The organism is Lysinibacillus sp. 54212, assembly GCF_036662795.1.
Lineage (GTDB): Bacteria > Bacillota > Bacilli > Bacillales_A > Planococcaceae > Lysinibacillus_B.
In genome coordinates, this window is sequence record NZ_JBAFWZ010000004.1 from 82942 (window position 1) to 102633 (window position 19692).

20 protein-coding genes are annotated in these 19692 nt (G+C 37.1%); 7 read left to right on the forward strand and 13 right to left on the reverse strand.

What is annotated here, in order from left to right; all coding sequences use genetic code 11:
* Positions 1-101: 101 nt before the first annotated feature.
* The 3 genes from V4T18_RS04190 to yeiL all read right to left on the reverse strand — a co-directional run bounded on the left by V4T18_RS04190 (position 102) and on the right by yeiL (position 3222).
* Positions 102-1040 (reverse strand): hypothetical protein, encoded by a 939-nt coding sequence (locus V4T18_RS04190; RefSeq protein ID WP_332646854.1) that lies wholly within the window; start codon positions 1038-1040, stop codon positions 102-104.
* Between the two features lie 92 nt (positions 1041-1132).
* A complete protein-coding gene (locus tag V4T18_RS04195; RefSeq protein WP_332646856.1) occupies positions 1133-2398 on the reverse strand; it encodes a M48 family metallopeptidase in 1266 nt (421 codons plus the stop codon).
* 167 nt (positions 2399-2565) lie between these two features.
* The gene (yeiL, locus tag V4T18_RS04200) at positions 2566-3222 is read right to left on the reverse strand and encodes a transcriptional regulator YeiL (protein ID WP_332646858.1); all 657 of its coding nucleotides are present in this window, start codon (positions 3220-3222) and stop codon (positions 2566-2568) included.
* Between the two features lie 104 nt (positions 3223-3326).
* Between yeiL and V4T18_RS04205 the strand changes: the two genes are divergently transcribed.
* The gene (locus tag V4T18_RS04205; protein ID WP_332646860.1) at positions 3327-4472 is read left to right on the forward strand and encodes an MFS transporter; all 1146 of its coding nucleotides are present in this window, start codon (positions 3327-3329) and stop codon (positions 4470-4472) included.
* 296 nt (positions 4473-4768) lie between these two features.
* Here V4T18_RS04205 and V4T18_RS04210 read toward each other — a convergent pair whose 3' ends face one another.
* Genes V4T18_RS04210 through V4T18_RS04220 form a run of 3 tightly spaced genes read right to left on the reverse strand, consistent with a single transcriptional unit; the run spans position 4769 to position 6797 of the window.
* The gene (locus V4T18_RS04210) at positions 4769-5179 is read right to left on the reverse strand and encodes a Fur family transcriptional regulator (protein WP_332646862.1); all 411 of its coding nucleotides are present in this window, start codon (positions 5177-5179) and stop codon (positions 4769-4771) included.
* Positions 5176-6036, reverse strand: a complete 861-nt coding sequence (locus tag V4T18_RS04215) for a metal ABC transporter permease (protein ID WP_332646863.1) — start codon at positions 6034-6036, stop codon at positions 5176-5178. The genes V4T18_RS04210 and V4T18_RS04215 overlap by 4 nt, the downstream gene beginning before the upstream one ends.
* A gap of 14 nt (positions 6037-6050) precedes the next feature.
* Positions 6051-6797, reverse strand: a complete 747-nt coding sequence (locus V4T18_RS04220; protein ID WP_332646865.1) for a metal ABC transporter ATP-binding protein — start codon at positions 6795-6797, stop codon at positions 6051-6053.
* A gap of 102 nt (positions 6798-6899) precedes the next feature.
* On the opposite strand from V4T18_RS04220, the gene V4T18_RS04225 reads away from it, so the two are divergent.
* Positions 6900-7151 carry an isopropylmalate synthase gene (locus V4T18_RS04225; protein ID WP_332646867.1) on the forward strand — a complete coding sequence of 84 codons (252 nt, stop codon included), beginning with the start codon at positions 6900-6902 and terminating at the stop codon, positions 7149-7151.
* 112 nt (positions 7152-7263) lie between these two features.
* Here V4T18_RS04225 and V4T18_RS04230 read toward each other — a convergent pair whose 3' ends face one another.
* The 4 genes from V4T18_RS04230 to V4T18_RS04245 form a co-directional block, all read right to left on the reverse strand.
* Entirely contained in the window at positions 7264-7593 is a 330-nt protein-coding gene (locus tag V4T18_RS04230) for a MerR family transcriptional regulator (RefSeq protein ID WP_332646869.1), read from the reverse strand.
* Between the two features lie 264 nt (positions 7594-7857).
* Entirely contained in the window at positions 7858-9297 is a 1440-nt protein-coding gene (dacB, locus tag V4T18_RS04235) for a D-alanyl-D-alanine carboxypeptidase/D-alanyl-D-alanine endopeptidase (RefSeq protein WP_332646871.1), read from the reverse strand.
* Between the two features lie 234 nt (positions 9298-9531).
* Complete coding sequence (locus V4T18_RS04240; RefSeq protein WP_332646873.1) at positions 9532-10419, reverse strand: deoxyribonuclease IV; 888 nt, start codon at positions 10417-10419, stop codon at positions 9532-9534.
* Between the two features lie 12 nt (positions 10420-10431).
* Positions 10432-11733 carry a DEAD/DEAH box helicase gene (locus tag V4T18_RS04245; RefSeq protein ID WP_332646875.1) on the reverse strand — a complete coding sequence of 434 codons (1302 nt, stop codon included), beginning with the start codon at positions 11731-11733 and terminating at the stop codon, positions 10432-10434.
* Positions 11734-11855: 122 nt separating this feature from the next.
* Between V4T18_RS04245 and vrrA the strand changes: the two genes are divergently transcribed.
* The 3 genes from vrrA to V4T18_RS04260 all read left to right on the forward strand — a co-directional run bounded on the left by vrrA (position 11856) and on the right by V4T18_RS04260 (position 14068).
* Positions 11856-12299 carry a VrrA/YqfQ family protein gene (gene vrrA / locus V4T18_RS04250; RefSeq protein ID WP_332646877.1) on the forward strand — a complete coding sequence of 148 codons (444 nt, stop codon included), beginning with the start codon at positions 11856-11858 and terminating at the stop codon, positions 12297-12299.
* A gap of 145 nt (positions 12300-12444) precedes the next feature.
* The gene (locus V4T18_RS04255) at positions 12445-13413 is read left to right on the forward strand and encodes a 4-hydroxy-3-methylbut-2-enyl diphosphate reductase (protein WP_332646879.1); all 969 of its coding nucleotides are present in this window, start codon (positions 12445-12447) and stop codon (positions 13411-13413) included.
* Between the two features lie 217 nt (positions 13414-13630).
* Complete coding sequence (locus tag V4T18_RS04260; protein WP_332646881.1) at positions 13631-14068, forward strand: DUF5412 family protein; 438 nt, start codon at positions 13631-13633, stop codon at positions 14066-14068.
* Between the two features lie 59 nt (positions 14069-14127).
* Here V4T18_RS04260 and V4T18_RS04265 read toward each other — a convergent pair whose 3' ends face one another.
* Together V4T18_RS04265 and V4T18_RS04270 are read right to left on the reverse strand one after the other, a co-directional pair.
* Positions 14128-14823 (reverse strand): response regulator, encoded by a 696-nt coding sequence (locus V4T18_RS04265; RefSeq protein ID WP_332646883.1) that lies wholly within the window; start codon positions 14821-14823, stop codon positions 14128-14130.
* Entirely contained in the window at positions 14810-16426 is a 1617-nt protein-coding gene (locus V4T18_RS04270; protein WP_332646884.1) for a sensor histidine kinase, read from the reverse strand. The genes V4T18_RS04265 and V4T18_RS04270 overlap by 14 nt, the downstream gene beginning before the upstream one ends.
* A gap of 82 nt (positions 16427-16508) precedes the next feature.
* Between V4T18_RS04270 and V4T18_RS04275 the strand changes: the two genes are divergently transcribed.
* The gene (locus V4T18_RS04275) at positions 16509-17570 is read left to right on the forward strand and encodes a DctP family TRAP transporter solute-binding subunit (RefSeq protein WP_332646886.1); all 1062 of its coding nucleotides are present in this window, start codon (positions 16509-16511) and stop codon (positions 17568-17570) included.
* 267 nt (positions 17571-17837) lie between these two features.
* Positions 17838-19088, forward strand: coding sequence for a dicarboxylate/amino acid:cation symporter (locus tag V4T18_RS04280; protein WP_332646887.1), 1251 nt, complete (start codon positions 17838-17840; stop codon positions 19086-19088).
* Between the two features lie 379 nt (positions 19089-19467).
* Here the strand turns inward: V4T18_RS04280 and V4T18_RS04285 are convergent, their stop codons facing one another.
* The gene (locus tag V4T18_RS04285; RefSeq protein WP_332646889.1) at positions 19468-19683 is read right to left on the reverse strand and encodes a hypothetical protein; all 216 of its coding nucleotides are present in this window, start codon (positions 19681-19683) and stop codon (positions 19468-19470) included.
* Between the last annotated feature and the right edge of the window lie 9 nt (positions 19684-19692).

A 19692-nucleotide genomic window follows, 5' to 3' on the forward strand; every position in this document is an offset into this window, starting at 1 on the left:
TCGGTCACCCATCTTCCTTTCATCTATGTTACTGACAATATAGCATATTGCTCATAATTTGAAAAGATTGAGCAATTATGGGATTTTGCTTACCCCTTCAATCATTCCATCAAATTCCACCAAGCATTATAATCACCATTAATCCCGAAATGAATAGAATCAATTTCTCCACCGATAAGCATTACTTTTTGTATGGTCCTCTCGAGCTCCCTTTTTGAATCACTCGATAAGGTAGGTTTCACAAATTTAACAAAATCATCGGTAAAATCAATGACCGCGATTCTATCTTTTAGGAAAACGGAATGAACAAGATTTGTGCCATCATCGTTCAATGCATACAAAGAGCGAATCTCTTGTTGAAGTTTCTCTTTTAAAGCCTCATCCTGTTGCCCAACTATTACGATATCTTCTGGCAGGTTCGAATTCTCAACGAAGGTTGTAATTGTAATGGTATTTGTCACTAGTTGAAGCCGATTTTTTAATTCATCTGAAATAGATACCGTTAAATGGTCCCTCAGTTGAAGGTTTTTTGTTTGAAAGCCAACTACTTTAATAGTGTCACCTTCTGCTCCGTATTCCTTCCAAATTGTTTCATCCATATCAACAAAATGATCGGCAGTATTTCCAGATAAATAGGCTTTCGCTAGCTCTTCCTCGGTATATTTTGAATGATCCGTCGATGTCGGCTGCTTCTGCACAATACCAATAGTTATTTGCTCCCCGTTTATTGCAATTTCCACTTGGCCATCTTTCGGCACTTCTATACCATTTACCTCAAGAGAATAATGCACTATCGATTGTGAGTCCAATTGCGTTACATCATTTTCAGTTGCAATTTGCTTCGATTCACCAAAAAGTGAGAAGATGAAAACTAAGCAACTTACAAATAATATCGTTGCTATCACAACCGGTATTACGTATATTTTTTTCTTCTTGTTCTGTTGCTGAAATTGCAACATGCTGTTTTTAGGAGCCGTAGCAGGTAGATTTTTTTCTTGAGAAAGATGATTCAAACTATCTTTCTCCTGTTTGTAATCCATATTGTATCGCATCCTTTTAGTTCAGTTATTCTTTTAAATGTTGAGAACAAATTGAAGATATCACGTATAGACCATCCTCTTTTATAACTATTCTATTCTTCACTATCATTTTCCTCTCTAACACTATTAATTCGATCAAGCATTGGCGGGTGTGTGTAACGGAACCATTTCACTAGTAGTGGAGGATTCACATCACTTAAGCCTGCTATTGTTAATTTTTGAAAGGCCGTAATCGCTGCTTCCTCATTACCAGTTAAGGCAATTGCATACTCGTCCGCGCGAATTTCTAAATATCTTGATTGATAGTTAGAGAGAGGACTCGATGCAAAAAGTAAAAACGAGGAAACTAGTAGCAGTAACGGATACGACCGAATATCACTTAATTTTTCAATTTTCAATAGCTTTCCGTAGCGCTTTATGATCCACGTCGCAATTTTATTTGTTAGCCATAGACCAGCTAGCATCATTAAAATATAGCTAGCTATGCCAATATAAATATCTTTATTCACATAGTGTGACATTTCATGAGCCATCACAAAAAGAATTTCCTCATCTGATAGCTTGTTTATCGTAGTGTCCCATAGCACAATTCTCGAATTGCTCCCGATCCCTGTCACATAAGCATTTAATGCATTCGTTCGATCAGCCATGCCTACTTCAAATACATGCTCAGCCGGGATACTCGCTTGCTCGGCCAATGCAAGAATTTTTGCCTCTAGCTCCTTGTCTTTTAATGGAGAAAAATCATTGTAGAGTGGATCGATAATAACAGGCTGAATATACATCATAAAAATGGAAAATGGGATCGTTAATAGCCATGCATACAGCCACCAACGCTTCGTGCTCTTTTGAATTAACCAATATAAAATCGTTACTACAATAATTGTTATACCTATATTTAACCAAAAATCAAGTACATTATCGTGCATCCACGAGGAAAATGATTGTGTGCTAATGCCGTAGCTTCTACTTAATTTATAGCTATAATAATCAATCGGGAAAAATAGTATTTTCGTTGTAATCAATAATGAAAATAAATACGCGGCATTTTTAACGATACTCCACTTATTTTTAAAGGTTGCCCAATTTTCAAATAGACGTGAGATACCAAATATCAAAATAAAAAAGAAAACAAGCCATTCAAGTGGTATTAAAACAAAAAATAAGAAATTTCGTATTTTCGAAAGCTCACCACTTAACAGCATTTCCTTCGGGTTCATAAATACAGCTGGATCCGCTGCAGTACCCTTTAGCTCGTTTGGTATGCCCCCTCCACCACCATGAAAAATATACAAGTACAAGGCTAACGTATACAGCCCAAAGATAATAAGAGCTGCCACTCCCCATTTTTTCCTCATCGCACTCCCCTTTTATAATTAAATCATCGTTCGTGTTATTTAATATGTATTAAATTTCAAAATATAACTTCATTTCCATACAGAAATGAAGTTATAGAGTTAAGCAATTAAAAATAAACGGGTTTAGGTTCGTCTCCAAAAAAGAGATGAACCTAATTTGAGTACTATTATTTTAAGATTTCCGAAAGACCGATTAATCGACTCTTATTTCGTATTCGATAGTTCCGCCCGTCCTTTGCAAGAATATCCTCCTCACAAAATTGAGCGAGTGTAAATAATAGGTGCCGATAAGAAACCCCTAAATAGTCGCATACTAATACATGTTTTTCACGATAAATATCATCAACCGCTGTTTGCAAGATGAACTCCGCCAAGCGATTTTCAAGAGGAAATGCCAAACGCTGCGAATACTTTGCAGTCATATCTGTCGCCTTTTCACTTATATAAATCGCTAGTTGTTTTAAAAATTTTGCATCCTCCAGCAGTGGCTCTCGGCATGGCTTAAACGGAATTGCAAAAACAATCATCGTCGAGATGGCTTGAACGGCTTTCGAGTAATATTGCTCATGTAATAGCTCCATATCACCTAAAAATTCCCCAGCACCTACGATATTAATTAACGCCATTTTCCCGTTCTGATGAGTCACAAATACCTTAGCCTTCCCAGTATGAATATAAAATAAATAATTACTATTCATGCCCTCTTCAATAATCCAATCGCCAACCTTATATTCAAAGACCTCAACATAGGACTCAACATTATATGAAAAATACTTATTAATCGGGAAATGTTGAATATATTCGCTTTTTTGTAATCTATACATAAAAGAAATCCTTTCCATTAAATCATTGCAAAATATGAGATATCTCATATTATTGTAATGAGAACAATGCTATGATGCAACAAGGTTTATTGGAGGGATTAGATTTGAATACACAGCGTTGGATGAGTCAACGATTTTTTATGTTCTTTATGACATGGGGCGTGTTCCTTCCTTATTGGACAGGTTGGATGGTTAGCGAGAAAGGAATTACTGTTGCCGAGGCAAGTATCATTATGAGTACAGGATTAGTAGCAAGAGGAGTCTCTACCCTGTTTGCATATCCGTATTTTTCAAGAAGGATGAGTAGTAAAACATTGCTACAAGTAATGGCGATTGGGACACTTTTATCCGTACTACTATATATCCCAGCAGAATCGTATTCGAGCCTAATGATCGTAACAATTTCGATTCATATTTTTTATCCGACATTAATGCCGGCACTGGATAGTACAGCGAGCTTGCTCCTTATGCATAATCAATTGCAACATTATGGAAAAAGTCGGTCATGGGGCTCCATTGGGTTTGTTGTAGCTGGATTAATATTAACTTTGTTTATTAGCTGGCTTGGTGATAGTGTAATCCTTTGGGCAATGTTACTTGGCACATTTGTCTTTACTGCACTTTCTATCATGAAGACACCAGCTATTTTAGCAGAAAAGCCGAACAAATCGGAGGACCAAGCTTCCTTAAAATCGATATTGAAAACGAAAAATCTATTGCTCTTATTAGTTGTTGTTATGCTTTTACAAGGTGGACATGCAACGTATTATAGCTACGGCTACATGTACTTACAGCATATAGATACACCTACAATGATGATTGGTGTGATCCTAAATGTGGCCGTGCTAGCAGAAATAATATTTTTCTCAAAGGCAGACACAATGTTCCATAAATGGTCAGTAGGTAAGCTACTAGCCTTTGCATCAATTGGTGCAACAGCTCGCTGGATTCTTGTCTTTCTGTTTCCGAGCATTCTCATTTTTACATTTACACAAGTTCTTCATGCATTATCCTTTGCCATGGGACACTTTGCATTCGTAAAATGGATTACAAAAAACATTTCGCCTTCAAGCATTCCATTAATCCAAGGCATTTATTCAGCTGTAGCTTTAAGCTGGGCAACAGCTGCCTTTACTTTGCTAGGGGGACAATTATTTGAAATCAATCCTCAATATGCATTTTTAGGAATGATCGTTTGCACGCTACCAGCAGCAGTATTATCGATTTATTTGACTAGGAAAGATAGTTGACCCTATTACTCCACAAAGAACTATATTCTAAACTTTATAGCGTATAATTTTAGGAATCCATATAAGTAATAGAGGCTGGGACTAAACCCGAAAACACCATTTTTCTCAACGAGAATGGTGTTTTCTTAGTATAAAGAAAATTGATTTCCGTTCCGGGGACGCTTTCTGGGGGAACGGCCTGAGTCTGTAGTCTCAGGCTTCGCGCTTCTCTACAATCAATTTATAAAGTAGCAGATTCTTATTGTAGGTTTACAATGATTTCTATAATAATTTTACCTATGTCCCAGCCTTTTCAATTATAGACAAGCTGGGCATTTACCATAAATCTCAAATTTATGTGCTTCAATACTATAGCCCGGAAGCTTTTCACCTAGCATTTCCATCGGGCATAACGATAATTCCTTTACATCACCGCAATCATTACAAATAAAATGATGATGGTGGTGATCTGATTCACAATGCATTCGGAAATTCCGCTCACCATTTAGCTCTGTTTCATCTAAAATACCAAGCTCAACGAAGGTTGCTAAGTTACGATAAATCGTATCAAAGCTCATACCAGGAAAATCAGGCTTCAAAACAGACAACAGATCGCGAGCCGTTAAATATTTATTTGAATCGGCAAACATACCTAAAATGAGCTCACGTTTATCCGTCTTTTTATATCCATTCTCTTTTAAAATCTCCCATGCTCGCGTTACGTTCATCGCGAAGACACCCCTTTAGCTGTAAATTGTACGAATAATTTTTTTGCTAAAATGACAAAGAGTAAAATAAGTATAGAAGTGACAACAATCGTTCCACCAGGTGCTAAGTCTAAATAAAACGCACTCACTAGCCCTACTATAACTGCTAATTCACCAAAAACAATAGCGTAAAAGATAGCCTCTTTGAAGCCTCTTGCTAAACGCATCGCCGCGGCAACTGGTAGTGTCATTAAACTCGAAACAAGTAAAATCCCAACAATGCGCATACTTGCTGCTATAACGAGCGCCACGACAACCATAAATAATAAATGAATCCACTTCGCTGGTAAGCCACTCGCCTTTGCATACTCCTCGTCAAAGGACAATACAAAAAGCTCCTTAAAGAAGGCAAATAAAAATAACAGAACGATTCCTGCAATCGCCAGAACAACGTATAAATCCTGTCTTGAAACAGCCGATACAGAACCAAATAAATAACTCATCAAGTCTGTACTAAAGCCACTAGCTAACGAAATAAAGATCGCACTTAAGCCAATCCCTCCAGACATAATAATCGGTATCGCTAGCTCCTCATAATGCTTATATAGTCGGCGTAATCGTTCAATTAAAACGGAGCCACTTACTGCAGCTACGATTCCTAAATATATAGGATTTAACAGTGCAAGCCCTACGAAGGTTTGACTTAAATATAGACTACCTGCAATCCCAGCAAGCGTGACATGTGATAGTGCATCTGCAATTAAAGAAAGTCGTCGTACTACGATAAACAGACCAAGAAGCGGTGCAATGACCCCTATAATAAGCCCTGAGAAAAAGGCGTTTTGTAAAAACTCATAATGTAAAATTGCTTCAATCATTGTTGCCTTCTCCTTTAGTGAATCTTTCGAACACTGTGTCCATACCAGGCATCAAGCTCGCCCTGACTAATCGTGTCAAAATCATTTTTATAACCATGGAAATGGATCGTCTGATTTAAGCAGGCTACATGGCTAATACGATTAGACACCGTATCAACATCATGTGTGACTAAAATCATCGTAATCTGTTGTTCCTCATTTAGCTTTGCTAGCATATCATAAAATGCTTGCACATTTTCATGGTCAATTCCGACAGTTGGTTCATCTAAAATAAGCAACTTCGGCTGTGCCACTAGGGCTCTTGCAATGAATACACGCTGCTGTTGACCACCAGAAAGCTGACCAATATTTCGCTTCGCAAAATGCTCCATACCGACAGCCTCTAACGCTTTTTGTACTCGTTTATTGGCATCTACTGGCAAACGTTTTAGAAGACCCGTTTTTTTAGCAAGACCGCTTTTGACTACTTCCTGAACAGTTGCAGGGAAGCCCGAGTTAAAGGCATTTGATTTTTGAGACACATAACCAATAAGCTCACGATTTTTAAATGCTAGAGAGGTTTGCCCAAAAAGCTCGATTTCCCCAGACATTGGCTTTAACAATCCTAATATTATTTTTAGCAGGGTTGATTTACCCGACCCATTTGGACCAAGTAACGCAAGAAAATCCCCTTCCTCTACTCGGAATGAGATGTTTTTTAGCACCTGCGTATAATCATATTGAAATGACACATTTTTTAATTCAATAATCGTTTTTGTCATTGTTTTCTCTTCTTTCTAATTCAAAATCATTACGATTTACATTTTGTAAGTATAGTGGAAAGACTCTGATTTGTAAAGGCTATTGCTTGAAAGGATGAAATTGTGAAACAGGTTGAATTATTCAATTATTTAAACAATGCTCCTATCGATGAGGCGCGTAAATTTGCAAGGAAAAATGGTATTGAGTTATCGGCTGCTGAGGTAGAAAAGCTACGTTATATTTTCCGAGATGCATCCGTCGTATGGGTCATAACAGGAATTCCGGAGACCCATCTTCGCGCAACAAAAAAACTACTCGGAAAAGAGCGCTTTAAAGTGATTGAAAAATTACTACTAGAGAAAAATGTCCGTTAAGAATGTGAAAGCACCCTTTTTAGCCCCGACAAGCGCTGGAGCTAAACACGGCTTGAACTCAAAAATTTATACTTATCTTATAAAAAAGCGCCGTCATTGTCGGCGCTTTTAATTATGATTGCTCTAACTCTTCTTCAATCATTTTTCGGAAGTTTATATCTTGCAATCTTCTTCCTTTATACATTTTTGAATTTGCTTCTTTTTTTAAAGAGAAAACTATTTTAATCCCAGCTATATTAATCCCCTGCTCAAGTAACTCTTGAATTTCAAGAAGTTCATCAATATTGTTTAAAGAATATAAACGACGATTTCCATCCGGACGTAAAGGTTCAATTAAATGGTGCTCCTCGTAGTAACGGATTTGTCTTGCAGTTAAATTCGTTAGCCCCATGACGGTGCTAATAGGTAACAATGGTATCGCTCTGCGCTTATCTTTATACATTGAACTCACCTCACCTTTCACACTTTTTACGATAAATGATGCTAAACATAACATCAACAAAATGTTAGATTTTATAACATAGCTATTTTCGAACGGTTTTATCTACTATTGGTATATAAAAAAGCTGCCCTAAAACATCCGCTTTGATAGCGCTTCCTCATAACTGTATTTATCATTTTTAGCTCAATAATTCCCGACCTATTTTTGTCACATTTTTAAAAACAAAAAACGAACCCCTCAACCTGTGAGAGGCTCGTTTTTCTGTTAATATTTTTTAATAATGTGCCAGACAATGTCATCAATTTCTTTAATTGCCTCTCTTGTTCCGTTTTCTGTCATAATCGAAAAAATATAATGATTATTCTCCATTGTTGTAATGTAGCCAGAGAGCGTATAGACGCCTTCAATATTGCCTGTTTTTGCGACCACACGATTGAGTAATGTGCTATCCTTAAATCGATTTCGCAATGTACCACCTATCAGACGCTCCTTTTGCCCTCCTACCGGTAATGAATGAAAAAAAGTCTCATACGAAGATGCACCCTGAACTTTAAAGAGAAGAGATGTTAAGGAGTTAGCCGTTACCCGATTCCTATGAGACATTCCCGAACCATCTTCAAAAGTCCAATCTGTCGTATTGATTCGTATTTGCTCCCCATACTCTCGTAGCACCTTTAAGCCTGTATTTGTTTCGCCAACTCCGTAAACCTCCGCTCCTAAGGTTTTCACAAAAATATCGGCCATACTATTATTACTTAATTTCATAAAAACTGGCATCATTTCTTTTAATGTTTGAGAACGCTTTGTATAGATGCGGGTTGCGTTCTTTGGAACCTTTTTTCTTGTGACTATAGAATCTTTATTGATTAGAATCCCTTGCTCACTTAACGCTGCTTTCATGGCGTGTAACGTATTGATTGTTGGATCATGAACAGTAACCCACTTTTTCGATATATCATGCATAGGAATATTACCTGAAAGAATTATTTCATTTGAGCGAAATCTACGCTTAACTTCTATCGTATTCTCTTCGTTTCCCTTTACAGTTTTTGTTAGATTCGTAATACTCATTCCACTAATATTTGGTATCACTTTGTACGAGCCATTTTGTCCGATTTCTGTTGGGCTAACTTCAACAACTATTGTAGCGGCATCAAACTCCTCTGTTGGCGATAGCACAAGTGCTGAGGTTCTTGCAGCAAAATAATCGCTTTCGTCAATTTTTTTAATGCCTGGTGTCAGTTCTTCACCTGAAAAATACGTGTCATCTCCATAAATATCTCCATATATTTTTTCAATGCCATATCCTTTTAATATTTGAGCAAACATTTCTAAATCACTGTATTGAAGGGTCGGGTCACCGCTCCCCTTTACATAAACATTACCATATAGTGAAGAATGGAATAATAGACCATCAATATACAACTCGGTCTTATAACGATAAGATTCTCCTAAAACCTGTAAGGAAGCTGCACCCGTTAATAATTTCAAATTAGAGGCAGGCTTACGTTTTATATCTCCATTAAATGAATAGACTAATTTACCATCGCTTGCCTTACGAAGAGAAACGGAGACAGAAGATGAAGTGATCTTCTTTGTTACCTCTGAATCTAAATTTACTGTAGAGCTTGCATAAGCAGGTAAAGTAGTAGCGAACAATACAAGGACAAATATCCATATACTAATTTTTAATTTCACGTTCATAAAATCCCCCAGAATTGGCGTACTTTTTATATAAGGTGCGCCATTTTTGGGAAAATAAACGTAGAAAAAATAATTCTTTAAAAAAGCAATCTTTCTATAATTAGGCTTGGTAATCGCCCGTTTTTATACAACTTCATAGAGTAAATTCGAGATTAACGACAAAATAAGCCGAACTAATACAAAATATTAGTTCGGCTCACTTTAGCTCGAGATAATTAAATCTCTGTATTTAATTTATACTCGCAATGACTCTAATACATCTGGCTGGAACTGCCCTTCACGTAGCATCGCAATTTCAACTTTATACGGCGCTTTTTTATTTTTTGCATCCTCACCAACAAATGGTGTTTCTAAAATTTTCGGAATGTGTGTTAACTGGTCATGGTGCACGATAGATTTTAGTGCATCGAAGCCAATTTCACCAAAGCCGATGTTTTCATGACGGTCCTTTGCTGCACCGCGCACATTTTTAGAATCGTTAATATGAAGCACCTTTAAACGATCAAGACCAATAATTTTATCAAATTCATTTAAGACACCATCAAAATCTTCTACAATATTATAGCCAGCATCATGTACGTGACAAGTATCTAGGCATACCGATAATCGCTCGTTATTTGTCACGCCATCAATGATTCTTGCAAGCTCATCAAATGTACGACCAACTTCTGAGCCTTTCCCTGCCATTGTTTCAAGCGCAATTTGAACAGGATAGTCCTGAGATAACACTTCATTTAAACCTTCTACAATTTTGGCAATTCCTGCATCCACACCAGCGCCTACGTGTGCTCCTGGATGAAGAACAATTTGCGTTGCCTCTAATGCTGCAGTTCGCTTAATTTCCTCTTGCAGGAAGTCTACGCCAAGCTGGAATGTTTCAGGCTTTGTTGTATTTCCAAGATTAATAATATAGGGTGCATGTACAACGATATTCGATAAACCATTCTCCTTCATATGAAGAAGACCGTTCATAATGTTTAATTCGGCAATTGGTTTACGTCGAGTGTTTTGTGGCGCACCTGTATAAATCATAAATGTATTAGCGCCGTATGATAATGCTTCCTCACTTGCGCCAAGAAGCATTTTTTTCCCGCTCATTGATACGTGAGAACCTAGCAACATCCTTACTTCCCCCTACTTTTTACCGCGATTTTTTAAGCGACGTTCACGTTTTTTAATTTTTTCCATTTCCCATTTCATGTTACGTTTGTAACCTGGCTTAACTTTTTTCGGCTTACGCACTAATGCCTTAGCTTTCGCATCAATTTCGTTTTCCTGCTTCACACGATTTTTACGTTGATGACGATCCTTTAGCTCTGTCCATTCACCGTTTTTAACATCTTTTTGTACGAAAGGAATACCCATCTTCTCCACTCGAGCTAGTGCATCCTCATCCTCTGGCTGGAATAGCGTAATGGCCGTTCCTTTATTGCCTGCACGCGCAGTACGACCTACACGATGGACAAAGAACTCTAAGTCTTCTGGAATTTCATAGTTAATAACATGGGAAATACCTTGGATGTCAATTCCACGAGCAGCTAAGTCAGTTGCTACAATGTATTGGAATTCTAAATCACGAATTTGCTTCATCATTTTTTTGCGATCACGAGGACTTAAATCTCCGTGAATTTGTCCTGCACGAATGCCTTGCTCCGATAAATAACCCGCCACAGACTCTGCAGTTTTACGTGTATTACAGAAAATAACCGCTAAAAACGGGTTAATTCCTTTAATTACATCTAGCAGGCGGCTATTTCTTGATTTTGAACGTACTGGTACTAACACAAAATCAATATTTTCCGCCACAGGTCGCTTATCATTCATACTAATATGAACTGGCGAATCCATATATTTTTTTAAGAATGGCTGTAATTTTTCAGGAATAGTCGCTGAGAATACAAACATTTCTAGCTTATCCGGCATGTGCGAAGCGAACCCATCAATATCCTCGATAAAGCCCATATCAAATGCTAAGTCAGCTTCATCCACAACTAAAACCGGCGCCGTATGAACAAGTAAGGCACCTTCTTTTACTAAATCCTTAATACGACCTGGAGTACCTACTACGATATGTGGCTGCGTTTTTAATTTGTCAATAGAGCGTTGTTTGTCCGTTCCACCGATAAATAACTTCGCTCCAATATTTGTTTCTTCTATTAACTGGTTTAGTGCATCGAAAATTTGCTGTGCAAGCTCACGTGTTGGGGACGTAATAACCGCTTGTACCTCTTGTTTTTCTTCTTGAATTCGCTCTACTATTGGTAAAAGGAAGCTATGTGTTTTCCCTGTTCCTGTATGTGCTTGTCCGATTGCACTCTTCCCTTTTAATACGAGTGGAATCATTTCTTTCTGAATTGGTGTCGGTTCTGTAAAGCCTAGTTTTGCAATGGCGTCCTGCAAAAATGGCTTAAATTGATAATCTGTATATTTCGACATTTTTCGTACCTCCTACATCTAACCTATTGTACCATGAATCGTACATTTAAGTGACCATCTGCATACTATAGCTTTAAAAGAACACTTTCGTCAAATAATAGTGTGAATGAAGGGAGAAAAGTATGTATCCAGGTTCATTTTACCGTCAATTTCCATATGCAGGAATGCCTATGCCTATGAGAATGCCTACAGGAGCGCCTATGGGTATACCAATGAGAATGCCAATTTCACCTATACAACCATTCCAACAAATGTCACAACTTCAATCATTCCAGCAAATGGCACCTCAAGCATCTCGGCTTGATCAATTTCTACAAACAACAGACAAATTAATGAAAACAGCAGAGCAGTATGGACCTTATGTTCAGCAGGCCGTACCTCTAATGAGAAATTTGCCGGCTTTATATAATCTTTATAAAGGATTCAAAGGTCTTCCGAATGAAGAAAATATTGATCAGGCAGCTGCAGCATCCCCACAACCATCGCCATCACCAGCACCGAACCGTAGAGAACAGGTTCAAGCGTATGAACAAAGACCATCCTTACCTAGAATATATCAGCCATAGCTCAGATAAGGTGACCGAAAAATCGTTAAGCTACGATCTTTTAGGTCACCTTTCTTTCTTCTACATAGTGTTCTCAGAATGATTCTTTGTATTCCCCCCCTCCCTCCGTTATAATGAATAGACAAGCTTGAAAGGAGTTCGAAGCATGCAAGTTATAAAAATTAATCCACGCGGCTATTGCTACGGTGTTGTCGATGCAATGGTTATTGCTCGAAATGCGGCTTTAGATAAAACATTGCCACGTCCAATTTATATTTTAGGTATGATTGTTCATAATAAACATGTAACAGATGCATTTGAGCAGGATGGCATTATTACGTTAGATGGTGACAACCGAAAAGAAATTATCGAGCAGGTAGAAAAAGGAACAGTTATTTTTACGGCTCACGGAGTATCTCCTGAAATTCGAGAAATTGCTAAGAAAAAAGGACTTGTATCAATCGATGCAACATGTCCAGACGTAACGGTTACGCATGATTTAATCAAAGAAAAATCTGCTGAGGGCTATGATATTATTTATATCGGAAAAAAAGGACATCCTGAGCCTGAGGGAGCGATTGGTGTTGCACCAGATCATGTTCATCTTGTGCAGTCAATGAAGGATATTGATACGCTTGAGCTAGACAATGATAAGCTACTCGTAACGAACCAAACGACAATGAGTCAATGGGATGTATCCTTCTTAATGGATGCATTAGAGGAAAAATTCCCACATCTTGAAGTGCATAAAGAAATTTGTCTTGCTACTCAAGTTCGTCAAGAAGCCGTTGCTGAGCAAGCTGGTGTCGCAGATTTATTAATTGTTGTGGGCGATCCAAAATCAAATAACTCTAATCGTTTAACGCAAGTATCGGTAGAGGTTGCGGGTACGCCATCTTACCGAATTGCAGATATTTCTGAGTTAAAAATTGAATGGTTAATGAATATTGACAACGTCGCTGTTACAGCAGGCGCCTCAACGCCAACACCCATTGTAAAAGAAGTCATTACATTCCTTGAAAAATTTGATAAGAATGACCCTTCTACTCATGAAATACACCGAACTGTGACACTTAATAAAATTTTACCGAAAATTAAAGAGCCTAAACCAGTAGATAAGATTATGCCGTACTAAATAAATAATTAATCTATATGAAATTGCATAATAAAGCCAACATTTTAAAAGTTTGTTTAAAATGTTGGCTTTCTTTTAGTTTCGGGCTCTTTTTTACATGATTGATTTTTCCCCTCCTACCTCAAGGTGTTTCAATATCCCTTAAAAGGAGTCAGGATACCATATTAGATTATTCTGGGTCGCTAGTAACATATTATTCGATATCGGAGGTAAATTATTGAAAAAAGCCATTACCATTTTAGCGAGTATTTTATGCCTAATTTTAATTTATATCATCAATGCATATTTTACTTATGATTTTCAATTTGAAGGTGATGTAAAGGATGGTGCACCAATTCTCTCACCAGATGGGGTATATGCTGCTCAAATTTATTACGAGAATTATGGCGGTGCAGCTGGCGGCGTAAATATAATCGTCAATATCATTGATACTAAAGAAGAAAATAAGGAACAGACAATATATTTTAGCGATGCTAAGGGAAGTGTAAGTGTAAATTGGGTTTCAAATACGACATTGGCTGTTACTAATTACGATGAATATGCAGATCGAAGTATGGAATTAATTGTTGGTAAAGAAATTTATGATGAACGTGGTCTTGCATGTTATAAGTATCAGGTACAAAAAAACTATACTTGCTTTAGTTCAAAGAAATAAATAATCACCAGCAAAAATAAATAGGAGGCGCCACAAATTCAATCGTGACACCTCCCATACTATACATAATATTGATTAATCGGCCTTCCGACACTTCCGTATTGAATATCGACTTTTATTAAATCTCTTTTTTCCATAAAATCTAAATAGCGACGTGCTGTGACGCGTGCTACCCCTATTGCAGCAGCTACTTCATCAGCCGATGCTCCTTGTTTTGCCTGCTTTAAATAAGCCAGCACTTTATCTAACGTTGCACGATTAAATCCTTTCGGCAAATCAAGCACTGCCTCATCAGGCTGACTTTCCTCATCTGCGTTACGATATTTTTGAAGGAGCTCATCAAGATCCTGCTGTGTGATATCCTGAATCGTATCTTTTTTTCTTTTAAATTGCTTGTAATTCTGAAGAGTTTGCTCCATTCTTTGGAATGTAAATGGCTTCATAATATAATCATATACACCTAAATGAAGCATATGCTGAATCGTTGGCATTTCATTTGCTGCCGTAACTGAAATGACATCAACTAGAAGTTGTTCCTGCCTAATTTTTTGGAGTGTTTCTATACCATTTTGCTCAGGCATAAAGATATCTATTACTACCAAATCAGGCTTCAGCTCTTGTATTTTTTGAAAGCCCTCCACGCCATTCGCTGCCATTGCAATAACCTCGAAGCCTTCTACTCTTTCGATAAATTGGCGGTTCACCTCACGTACCATCGGATCATCTTCTACTAATAAAACCTTAATTGTCCCCAACTCTATCTTCCCCTAACTCAAACAGTATTAAAAAGCTCGTACCCTTTCCTTCTTCACTCTTCACTTCAATCGTCCCATGCCCCTTTGAGACAATTTCTTTGATTAAATAGAGTCCAATGCCACGGTTACTATTTTCTTTTGTAGAAAATCCGTTTTCAAATATTTTTTCCTGCACCTCTTCACTCATGCCAATGCCGTTATCAGTGACCAGAATAGCTAGTGTATCATCATGCTCATCAATCGATAAAAGAATTTGTTTATCTTCCTTCGATACAATATTTAAAGCATCAAAGGCATTCTCGAGTAAGTTTCCAAACAGTATAACAAAATCATGATAATCTAAATAGGGCGGTATTCGATTAAAATTACTTTCCTCATCAATACTTACAGTGATGCCTAACTCCTTACCGCGGCTAATTTTACTTAATAGTAGCCCAGAAATATTTTCATTTTGAAATCGATCATTAAAAAACTTAGATAGCGTCTCTTCTTGCTCAGTAACGTTTGTTAAATAGGCTAGCGCCTGCTTTGTATGACCAAGCTGAAGGAGTCCACTAATTGTATGTAGCTTATTTTTGTGCTCATGCGTTTGAACACGAAGCGCTTGTACAAATGCTTTAACTCCCGTTAGCTCCTCGGCTAACTGCTTTACCTCTGTTAAATCTTTAAATATCGCAACAGCCCCTACACTTTTCCCGTCCACCCGAATAGGAATACGATTACTTAAAATACTATGATTATTAACGTAAATCTCTTGATTGTAAATCGGTTTATCATTTTCTACAATTTCCGGAATTCTTGTATCAGGAATCACGTCGTATATATTTTTCCCAATATATTGGCTCGGATTATTACCAACACCTAAAATGGAGCTCGCCTTTTCATTGAAAATCGTAATATTTAAATCCTTATCGATCGCAATAATCCCATCGTGCATAGCATTAAAGGTCTCTTGCCGCTCGACATACATTTTTGCGATTTCTTCAGGCTCCAAGCCAAACATTTTTTTCTTAATATGTCGACCTAAAGTACGTGCTCCCCACATACTAAATAATAGCGATAGTAGCACTGTGACAATAATTTCAGACATATTTTCTTGAATGATTTTGATAAATGTAGGCATTGGATAACCAACAACTACGACTCCAACCTGCTTTTTATTGTCTGCTAAAATTGGTACGAAGGCTCTTATCATCGTCCCTTCTACACCACGGGCATTTGAAATATAATAATGCTCACTAAACGCGGCATTTAAATCTTGTGAAGTACTTTTTTCTCCGATTTCATGTATAGAGGGATGCGAATATTTAATTCGGTCCATATTCATCACAACAATATAATCAGCTTTATTAATAATTCGAATTTCTTCTACAATCGTATTAACAGCTTGCATAGATTCTTCATTATTTTCTTGCTGGAGCAAATTACTGATTTGTGTCATATTCGAAACTGTTCTTGCAACTAACATAGCTCGTTGACCAAAATCCTCTTCCTGTTCTCCTAACAAGTTGCTTAAGATAAATGTTCCTGCGATTAAGAAGGAGAAAGCAATAATAAAGAAAGTCATAAGCATTATTTTTCTGTTCACTGTTAACCTGAGCAATAAACTCTCTCCTTTTTTTCAACAGACAAGCACGCTATACTCATATAAGTATGGACAAACTAAATAAAGTGGTGATGAATTAATGAAATACTTTTTTACTGGCGGTATAGTTGTCATTTTAATATTTGTATCACTGATTATATACCAGGATCGGAGGACTTCTATCTCCTCGTTACCTTATGACGATGAACAAAATGGTTTAGAGGATCAAATTATAATCCACTTTAGCCATGTTGTTGCAGAAAATACACCAAAAGGATTGGCAGCTACTAAATTTGCCGAGCTTGTCCATGAAAAAACAAATGGTAAGGTTATCATCCGAGTATATCCTAACGGTATTTTATATAATGATTATAATGAATTTGAAGCATTGAAGAACAATGATATCCAAATGATTGCTCCTACATTTTCAAAGGTAACAAGCTATTTACCGTCTTGGCAAGTTCTCGACCTTCCTTTTATTATCGAATCTGAGGATGAGCTAAAGCAAGTACTATCTGGACCATTGCAAGACCAATTATTAGCTCAGTTAGGAAAACAGGATATTAAAGGCTTAAAATTTTGGAGCAACGGCTTTAAGCAAATTGCCTCTAATGACTATCCCATACTAGAGGTAGAGGATTTTCAAAACTTACCTATTCGGGTGATGAATAGTGAGCTATTAAAAGAGCAATTTGCCAGACTCGGTGCTACACCCATTGCGACTTCTTTCGGCGAAGTTTACAACGAAATTGAAAATAAAAAAATTAAAGCCCAGGATAATACGATTTCTAATCTATATTCAAAGGGCTTTCATACGTATGAAAAGCATATTACACTTTCAAATCACGGTATAATGGGCTACGCTGTTATGATGAATGAATCATTTTGGAATGGTTTAGATAAAGATATTCAGCAGCAAATAGTAGAAGCCTTAAACGAAATGTCTGATTGGCAGTTCGAGCAAAGTATACTTCTGAATGAAAAGAGCTTAAATGAGCTGCGAACAATTGATGCTGTATCCATTTATACATTAACTGATGAACAGAAAAAAGCTTGGAAAGAAAAGCTTTCATCTATTTATAGCAATAGTAATCGCATAATCGATGACTCTTACTATAAATTATTAATGGAACAACTCAAAATAAGCAATGGAACAAAATGAACAAAACAACACTTTCGTTTGAAAAGTGTTGTTTTTTTATTATATTTACGAGCTTGTATTATAACAAGTGATTTTTTAATAGATACGTTGCATAACAGCACAAACGTTGATTTAACGATGTTTTTAGCAGATTGGGCAAGAAATTGAACAAAATAAACGATATGATTCTTAAAAACTAAATCTATTTTTCGGAAAATTTTCCGCTATGATAGCAATATGAAAACGATAACAAAATAGAATTTTTGAAATAGAAAGGGAGAAAAGAATATGAAATGGTTAAAGAATTTAACTGTTCAAGTAATCATTGCCATCATACTTGGTGTTATAGTTGGTGCAATTTGGCCAGAGTTCGGTGCAAGCTTAAAAATCCTAGCCGATTTATTTATTAAATTAATAAAAATGTTAATCGCCCCAATTATATTCCTGACAGTTGTTGTAGGAATCGGCGGTATGGGTGATATGAAGAAGGTCGGTAAAATTGGTGGTAAAGCGCTAATTTATTTCGAAATCGTCTCAACAATCGCACTTGCAATTGGTATTGGGGTAGCGGTGCTGGTGAATGCTGGTGCTGGAATTGACACATCAAAAGCAGCTGATGCAGATATTTCAAAATACACAACAGCTGCAGAGGAAACTGACCAAGGTTTAATGACATTTATTTATAACATTATTCCTGAAAACGTTGTTGGGGCACTTGCAAACGGTGATCTATTACCAGTATTATTCTCAGCTGTATTATTTGGTGTTGCCGCTGCATCACTTGGCGAAAAATCTCGTCCAGTTATTACATTCTTTGAGCAAGTTTCAGAAATCTTTTTCAAAATTGTGGGTATGGTTATGAAGTTGTCGCCAATCGGTGCATTTGGTGCAATGGCGTATACAATTGGTAACTTCGGTTTAGGTTCATTAAAATCACTAGGTTTATTAATGGCTGCCGTTTATATTACGATGTTCCTATTCATCGTATTCATCTTAGGATCAATCGCGAAATATTACGGGTTCAATATTTTCAAATTTATCGGATACATTAAAGATGAAATCTTCCTTGTAATTGGAACATCATCATCTGAATCGGCTCTTCCATCCATGATGCGTAAATTAGAAGGCTTTGGCTGTTCGAAGCAAGTAGTTGGTTTAGTTGTTCCGACTGGCTATTCATTCAATCTAGACGGTACATCAATCTACTTATCAATGGCTGCCCTATTTATCGCACAAGCTTATGGGATTGAATTAACATGGATTCAAATTCTCACACTTTTAGGAGTATTAATGCTTACATCTAAAGGTGCAGCTGGTGTTACTGGCTCAGGCTTTATCACACTAGCAGCTACGCTTGCAGCATTCCCAATGGTACCAGTCGAAGGTATTGCCCTTTTAATTGGTGTGGACCGCTTTATGTCAGAGGCGCGTGCTGTTACGAACTTAATCGGTAACGGTGTGGCTTGTGTAGTTGTATCAAAATCAGAAAATGAATTTGACGAAGAGATGGCAAAAAAAGCGATACCAACTAAAGCTTAATAAGATCATTTTCTCCCTATTATTAATAGAGGCTGGGACATAAGTAAAGATTTTATAGAAATCGAGGAACACCTATAGCAAGAATTTGCTACTTCATAAATTGATTGTAGAGAAGGGGCGACTCCTGGGGGAACAGCACGACGCTTGAGACTACAGGCTCAGGCCGTGCCCCCGGAAAGCGTACCCGGAACGGAAATCAATTTTCTCCATACTAAGAAAACACCATTTTTCTCGTTTAGAAAAATGGTGTTTTCGGGTTTTGTCCCAGCCTCTTTTTGATTCTAAGTCAAATGAAGCAAGTTCAATATCTCTAAAACCTATTAAAAAACTGTAGGCAAACTCAAATTTCTTAGAGTTTACCTATAGCTAGTAACACCTTCTATTTTTCACATTTAAATTCGTACGAAGTAGTAATGATAAAGCCTTTTTCTACTACATTTGGTTCTCCACCATCTTTAATACACGCTTTTTCTAGTCGTTCAATGTTTTGAGCGCTTACAACACTCATTGCAATTGTGAATAAGATGCCGATAACCGCAATGGCTACACCGATAATAATCCACATCTTCCCGTTATTTTCTGCTCTATTTTCCATGCTCATTCC